The 6,516-nt window shown below is 64.2% G+C and carries 9 protein-coding genes; 5 read left to right on the top strand and 4 right to left on the bottom strand.

The window, feature by feature from the left end:
• Positions 1-90 precede the first annotated feature (90 nt).
• Positions 91-1,494 (top strand): alpha,alpha-trehalose-phosphate synthase (UDP-forming), encoded by a 1,404-nt coding sequence (locus VGV41_RS18840; RefSeq protein ID WP_414705162.1) that lies wholly within the window; start codon positions 91-93, stop codon positions 1,492-1,494.
• 18 nt (positions 1,495-1,512) lie between these two features.
• Positions 1,513-1,887 carry a sensory rhodopsin transducer gene (locus VGV41_RS18835; RefSeq protein WP_326865540.1) on the top strand — a complete coding sequence of 125 codons (375 nt, stop codon included), beginning with the start codon at positions 1,513-1,515 and terminating at the stop codon, positions 1,885-1,887.
• A gap of 1 nt (position 1,888) precedes the next feature.
• Here VGV41_RS18835 and VGV41_RS18830 read toward each other — a convergent pair whose 3' ends face one another.
• A complete protein-coding gene (locus VGV41_RS18830) occupies positions 1,889-2,215 on the bottom strand; it encodes a DUF2934 domain-containing protein (protein WP_326865539.1) in 327 nt (108 codons plus the stop codon).
• A 21-nt stretch (positions 2,216-2,236) separates the two neighbouring features.
• Entirely contained in the window at positions 2,237-2,791 is a 555-nt protein-coding gene (locus VGV41_RS18825) for a DUF1236 domain-containing protein (RefSeq protein ID WP_326865538.1), read from the bottom strand.
• Between the two features lie 233 nt (positions 2,792-3,024).
• Between VGV41_RS18825 and VGV41_RS18820 the strand changes: the two genes are divergently transcribed.
• Positions 3,025-3,531, top strand: a complete 507-nt coding sequence (locus VGV41_RS18820) for a ferritin-like domain-containing protein (RefSeq protein WP_326865537.1) — start codon at positions 3,025-3,027, stop codon at positions 3,529-3,531.
• A 113-nt stretch (positions 3,532-3,644) separates the two neighbouring features.
• The gene (locus VGV41_RS18815) at positions 3,645-4,703 is read left to right on the top strand and encodes a DNA topoisomerase IB (RefSeq protein ID WP_326865536.1); all 1,059 of its coding nucleotides are present in this window, start codon (positions 3,645-3,647) and stop codon (positions 4,701-4,703) included.
• Positions 4,704-4,712: 9 nt separating this feature from the next.
• Here VGV41_RS18815 and VGV41_RS18810 read toward each other — a convergent pair whose 3' ends face one another.
• Positions 4,713-5,006 (bottom strand): hypothetical protein, encoded by a 294-nt coding sequence (locus VGV41_RS18810; RefSeq protein ID WP_326865535.1) that lies wholly within the window; start codon positions 5,004-5,006, stop codon positions 4,713-4,715.
• A gap of 276 nt (positions 5,007-5,282) precedes the next feature.
• Between VGV41_RS18810 and VGV41_RS18805 the strand changes: the two genes are divergently transcribed.
• Positions 5,283-5,519, top strand: a complete 237-nt coding sequence (locus VGV41_RS18805) for a hypothetical protein (RefSeq protein WP_326865534.1) — start codon at positions 5,283-5,285, stop codon at positions 5,517-5,519.
• Between the two features lie 2 nt (positions 5,520-5,521).
• On the opposite strand, the gene VGV41_RS18800 is transcribed toward VGV41_RS18805, so the two are convergent.
• Entirely contained in the window at positions 5,522-6,394 is an 873-nt protein-coding gene (locus VGV41_RS18800; RefSeq protein WP_326865533.1) for a Ku protein, read from the bottom strand.
• Positions 6,395-6,516 lie beyond the last annotated feature (122 nt).

Below are 6,516 nucleotides of genomic sequence, written 5' to 3'. Positions count from 1 at the left end.
GCTGCAAGCGCAAAGGCAAAAAGACGGGGAGACAGTTCCGTGGACGTCATTGTTTCCAATCGGGTGGCGAAACTGACGCCCGGTGGACCGATGATGGGCGGACTCGCCTCCGCCTTGTTACCGGCTGTGCGCAAATCCGGCGTGGTCTGGTTCGGCTCGAGCGGCAAATTGCGTAAAGTCGTGCCCGGCGCCAGCCCCTTGGTGCAGGTGGAGACCTACGGCCGCGGCACCATCGCCACCGTTGACCTTCCCGAGCAGCACTACTCCGGCTTCTATGAAGGTTTTGCGAATTCCGCCCTGTGGCCGCTTATGCATTCGCGGCCGGATCTATCGCGCGCCAGCGCGCACGATTATGCCGCCTATCGTGAGGTGAACGCCTACATGGCGCGCACGCTCGCGACCTTCGGCGGCGCCGACTCGACCTTCTGGATCCACGATTATCATTTCCTCCCGTTGGCGGCCGAGCTGCGCAAGCTCGGCATCACCCGCGAGATCGGCTTCTTCCTGCACACGCCATGGCCGTCACGCCGCATCATCACGCGGCTGCCGCAGTTCCGCGAATTGGCACAGGCGATGTTGGCTTACGACCTGATCGGCTTCCAGACCGATCGCGACCGCGACAATTTCGCCGACCTGCTGCGCACCGAACTGCACCTGCGCGGGAACGGCACGACGTTCCGCACCCCGCGCGGCGTCTGTCGGCTCGCCACCTTCCCGATCGGCATCGATGCGCGCGAGTTCGCGACCCGTGCCGAGCAATCGTTCGAGGACCCCCTGGTGCAGCGCCTGCGTGCGAGTCTTGACGGCGCCAAGCTGATCATCGGCGTCGATCGCCTCGATTACTCGAAAGGCCTGCTGCAACGCATCCACGCCTTCGACCGCCTCTTGACTCAGCACCCGGACCTCTCCCGCAAGCTGTCGATGCTGCAGATTGCCGTGCCGTCGCGCGAGACCATCGACACGTATCGCGAACTGCAGCGCGAGGTCGCGGAGCGCGTCGGCGCCGTCAACGGGCGCCATGGCGAAATCGACTGGACGCCGCTCCGCTATCTCAACAAGGGCTTCTGCCAGTCGACCCTTGCCGGCTTCTACCGCGCCTCGGCGGTCGGCCTGGTCACACCGCTCTGTGACGGCATGAACCTGGTCGCCAAGGAATACGTCGCCGCGCAGAACCCGGAGGATCCCGGCGTGCTGGTGCTGTCGCGCTATGCCGGCGCGGCCGACGAGCTCGAGACCGCGCTGCTGGTCGATCCGCAGGATATCGACGGCATCAGCCGCGCGATTGCTGAAGCTTTGGCCATGCCGCGCAGCGAGCGCTGCGCTCGCTGGGAGACGATGGCGGCGAGCTTGCGCCGGCATTCGATCCACCGTTGGTTCGCGAACTTCCTGAGCGAATTGAAATCGCCGCAGCCGAACGTGCTGCCGATGGCGCCGAATGTCGTTCCCGCAATGCGCGCCGCAGGACACGATCGCGAACTGATGGCCCAGCCTTAATCTTTCCTGGAGTTTCGCATGCCCGAGATCGGCCATCGTCGCTGGGCCATCGCCGAGGGCTATATCCCCGGCCAGAGCCTCAACCAAAGCCTTGCTCTGGTCTCGCACGAGACCATCTGTCTGCTGAACGCCGGCGAAAGCGATGCCCAGGTGAAAGTGACGCTCTATTTCAAGGATCGCGACCCGGTCGGGCCTTACAATGTCACGGTCGGCGCCCGCCGCACGCTGCACCTGCGCTTCAATGATCTGACCGATCCGGCGCCGGTACCGCGCGATACCGAGTACTCATCGGTCATCGAATCGAGCGTTCCAATCGTCGTGCAGCACACCCGGCTCGACTCCCGGCACCCCAACATCGCGCTGATGTCGACGGTCGGCTACTGCGAGGCGTGAGCTAGCGCTTGCTGCCCTGTCGGTGCGGCACCTGATCGCCTTCGCCCTGATCCGTCAGCGTCGGGAATTCGCCCTCGTTCTCGACCGCAAGTGTCGGCTCGATCGGCTCACCTTCCGGGCCGAGCACGTCGTCGGACGCCAGCGGGATATCCTCGACGGCTTCGCGCGCCTGCGCGCCGACCGGCTTCAACGTATCCTTCTGGTGCTCCTCGATGGCAATGAGCTCGCGCGCGCGACCGACATAGTCCCGCGGACCCGAGGCCGGGCGGCCGGCCTCCTCCCACAATCTGCGCGCCCGCTCGGACACGCGCCTCTCTTCTTTGTCCATCCGAATATCCTTTCTTGACGTTCAGGCCGGCACCGGCACGATCGCGATGATGCGCCGCGTATCCTTCTCGACGATGAGGAACTGACTGCCGACCAGGATGTACTGGTCATTCTTGAACGACGACAACGACCGGCCGAGCTGCGGCGGAATGGGATGCAAGGGCGCGCTCTGCGGGACCGCCGCGCCAACCGTCATCGTGAAATTCACGCTGTCAACGCGCTGATCGCTATGCTGCGCGACGTAGGACTTGATCGCGTTGATCTGGTCCGGGCTCAGATTGAGATTGGGCGTCGCCGACGCCGTCAACGACTCCTTTCGGCCGACCGTGGCGGGATCGGTCGACCGTGCCGTTGTCTGCGGCAACGGCTGGGTCTGCTGGGCCGTCACGCTCATGCCCTGAGTCTGATTGCTGCGCGGGCCGTTGGCGGCGAGGTTCAGGGTGTTCGACTGGTTGAAGCCGACGACGAAGAACCATACGACCAGCCCGATGCCGACTGCGATCGCCACCACCGACGCCCACACGAACATCGCACCCGTCCCGCGACTCTCTTCACGGAGTGTCATGTCTTTGCCCAAGGTTCCCCTCCTGCCTTCAGAAATTCGCAGATCGTTCGGGCTTTCTGCGAATGCATGCAGGTGGAACCCGGACTCTCTCCTGCTTAACCGCCGAGGCGGATGCAAAGTTCATCGCAAGGTTCACCGTCAGGGTGCGGACACGCGCTCGCCCGAGCGATTGAAGGTCAATATCCGGAACGGACCCGCCGGCGCATCGTTCATACGGGGAGACCCCACACATCCGGAGGATACACATGAGCCTTTTTGGCAAAGACATCGAAACGATGGACAATCTGTTCGTCCACACGCTGCAGGACATCTATTACGCGGAGAAGCAGATCCTGAAGGCGCTGCCGGAGATGGAGCAGAAGGCGAGCAATGCTCAGCTCAAGACCGCCTTCAAATCGCATCTGGAGGAGACCAAGGGCCATGTGAGACGGCTCGAGCAGGTGTTCAAGATGCACGGCCAGGAGCCAAAAGGTGTCGACTGCCCCGCCATCGACGGCATCATCGAGGAGGCCAATGACGTCGCCTCCGACGTGGACGACAAGCAGGTGCTCGATGCGGCGCTGGCCGCGGCGGCGCAGGCCGTCGAGCACTATGAAATGTCGCGCTACGGAACCCTGGTCGCCTGGGCGAAGCAGCTCGGCCGTGCCGACTGCGCCAGCGTGCTCGAGCAGACGCTCAAGGAGGAGAAAGCCGCCGACCAGAAGCTGACCAAGATCGCGGAGTCCCAGCTCAACCAGCAGGCCGCCGTCTAAGCGCTCTCTGCGCCCGCCATCGGAAAGGCCGCTCCTGTTGGGGGCGGCCTTTTTCATTTCATGTTGCGCACGGGTGGAACTTAGGTGGCCGTTCGATCATTCGCGTTCCTGCCATGAACGAACTCGATCGATCCACGCGACCGCCCGAACGCCTGCTCCGCCGGCTCGGACTGCGTTACGTATCCAGAACGGAGTTGACCATCCAGCGCCGCCGACGCGGCATGGGCTTCGTCTATATCAACGGCAGCGGCGGGCCTCTGCGCGACGAGCGCACGCTGTACCGGCTCAAGCGTCTCGCCGTTCCGCCCGCCTATGAGAACGTCGCCTTTGCCGCCGACCCGCACGCGCATCTGCAAGCCGTCGGCCGCGACGCCGCCGGGCGGGACCAATATCGCTATCATCCGGATTGGGAAAAGGTGCGCGAATTGCGCAAGGCGCGGCGCGTGGCCGGCCTCGCCGAGATCCTGCCGCGGCTTCGTTCCTGGATCTCGCGCCATCTCAAGGACGCGGAGGCGACGCGCGAGCGCGCCATCGCGGCATTGGTCGAGCTGATCGCTCTCACCGCGCTGCGGCCCGGCAGCGAGGTTTACGCCAGGGAGCATGGCACGCGCGGCGCCGCGACCTTGCTCAAATCGAACATGGCGATTTCGGGTGAGACGGTGACGCTGCGCTTCATCGGCAAGGGCGGCAAGGCGATCGAGAAGGCCGTCCGCTCACGCCGTCTGGCCGCGGCGCTCAAGCGCCTGTCCAATTTGCCGGGCCGGCGCATCTTCCAGTATCGCAACGGCAACGGCCAGGTCGTGCCGCTGCGCCGGCGCGACGTGAACGTCGCGCTGCAGGAGGTCACCGGCCGGCCCGTCTCGCTCAAGGATTTCCGTACGCTGATCGCCTCGGCGACCGCGCTGGCGCAGTTGGCGACCATCGAGCCGAAGACATCGGACCGCGGCCGGCGGCGTCAATTGCTCGCCATCATGCGGTCGGTCGCGGCCGAGCTCGCCAACACGCCGGCGGTCTGCCGGCGCAGCTACGTGCACGCGGTCATCGTCGACGCGTTCGAGAGCGGCGAACTGCGCCGCCTCGCGCGGCGCTCGGGCATTCCGACGTCGGCGGCGCAACGGGAGAAGATGCTGGCGTCGCTGCTGGCGCGGCTTGCGGCCAAGGCGCTCGGGTGAATCCCGCCGTCAGTGCCGCATGCGTGGATTGCTCTCGGCAATGGAGTCGCGGCCGACGATTTTGCTGAACATGGAATCGGGGTCGTAGATCAGCGCCAGCTTGCGGTTGTCGAATTCCTTGAAGAATTCATCCCATGAAATCGGCACCAGGTGGGTGTGCTCGGACTGGGGCACATCCGGGAACATCAGGCGGATAATCCCCACGTCGTTCTTCTGATGCGTCCGGTCCACAGCTGCCGGCTTGGCGCCATGCGCCTCGGCCCATTTTTTGATTTTCCGGTGGTCGGTGGTCACTTCGGCCATGTCCCTGCTCCGTTTCGGCTACCGGATGTTCCGGCCGGAGAACGCCGCAATCGCGGCTGTCGTTCCGGCCCTTCCGGACGCTGCGGAACCAAACACCGCGGTCCGCCATTGATGAAGCGAACCCTGGCTCCTCCCCCTCCCCTCAGGGTTCACTGACTCAGAGCCCCGGCGTTGTGCCGGGGCTTTCTTTTGATGGCCGCTTTCCGCGCGGCGCGGCCCGCCGTGATAGGTTGCCCGGAATTTATTATCGCAATCTCAAATCCGCGGATGGTCCAAATGCCTGGCAAACGGGTGCAATTCCACGACGAGACCTGGGCCTCGCTCGACATGCTGGCGCGCGACCGCATGATGGATTTCCAGGAGCTGGCCGACGAGGCTTTCCGCGACCTTTTGAAAAAACATGGCCGTCCGGCGAGCCTGAAGGAAGCCCTGCGCCGCAGCGCCGGCGCCTCGGCCGACGTCGTCCCCTTCAAGCGCAAAAAGAAGGCGTCGACACGCCGGAAGCGGCGCTAGCCTCAACCGGCCTTGCGATGCCGCGCGCTCGAGCGCGTGCTCTTCTTCGTGGTACGCCGGTGCGATGTCGTCGACCGCGCTTGCGTGCGCCGCGCCGGCGTTTCCTTGCCGGCGCTTTTCCGCAGCGCCTCCATCAGGTCGATCACCTTCGCCGGCTCTTGCTCCTTCGGCCGCTCGATCGGCTTGCCTTCCTGTTTGCGCTTGATGAGGTTGCGCAGCGCGCTTTCGTAGTGATCCTCGAATTTGTCCGGTTTGAAATGGCCGGCCTTTGTCTGGACGATGTGCGTCGCCAGTTCGAGCATGTCCTTCGGCACGCTCTCGTTCGGAATGTCGTCGAAATAGTCCTTCTCGGCGCGCACCTCGTAGGGGTAGCGCAGCGTGACACCCATCAGCCCTTTGCCGCGTGGCTCGAGCGAAATCACATGCTCGCGGTTGGTGAAGACAACACGGCCGAGCGCGACCATTCCTTGCTTCTTGATCGCGTCGCGGATGACGGCAAAGGCCTGCAGCCCCACCTCGCCGTCCGGCACGATATAATAAGGATCTTTCATGTAGAGGTCGTCGATCTCCTTGCGCGGCACGAATTGATCGATGTCGATCATGCGCGTCGAGTCGATCTCGACCGCCTCGAGCTCGTCCGGCTCGACCTCGATGTAGTTGCCCTTGGAGACCTCGTAGCCCTTGACGATATCGTCGGCGGCGACCTCGTCGCCAGTGTCGGCATCGACCTTCACGTAGCGGATGCGGTTGCCGGTATCGCGGTTGAGCTGGTGGAAGCGCACTTTCTCGCGCTCGGACGCCGCCGGGAAAAGCTGGATCGGACACGACACCAGCGACAGGCGCAGATATCCCTTCCAGTACGCACGCGGTGCCATGGGCTTTCCCTCCAACGCAAAACCGACGCGACTCAACGACCGGACAAGCCGGCTGTTCCGTGCGGGAACTCGGCAGTGTAGTCGCAGGATACCGTTAGAAGGATTGTCTCAGATCAAGCCGC

The sequence above is a fragment of the Pseudolabrys sp. genome (assembly GCF_035943735.1).
GTDB lineage: Bacteria > Pseudomonadota > Alphaproteobacteria > Rhizobiales > Xanthobacteraceae > Pseudolabrys.
Note: the sequence above shows the minus strand (reverse complement) of the source record. Positions and strands in the feature narration are given on the sequence as shown.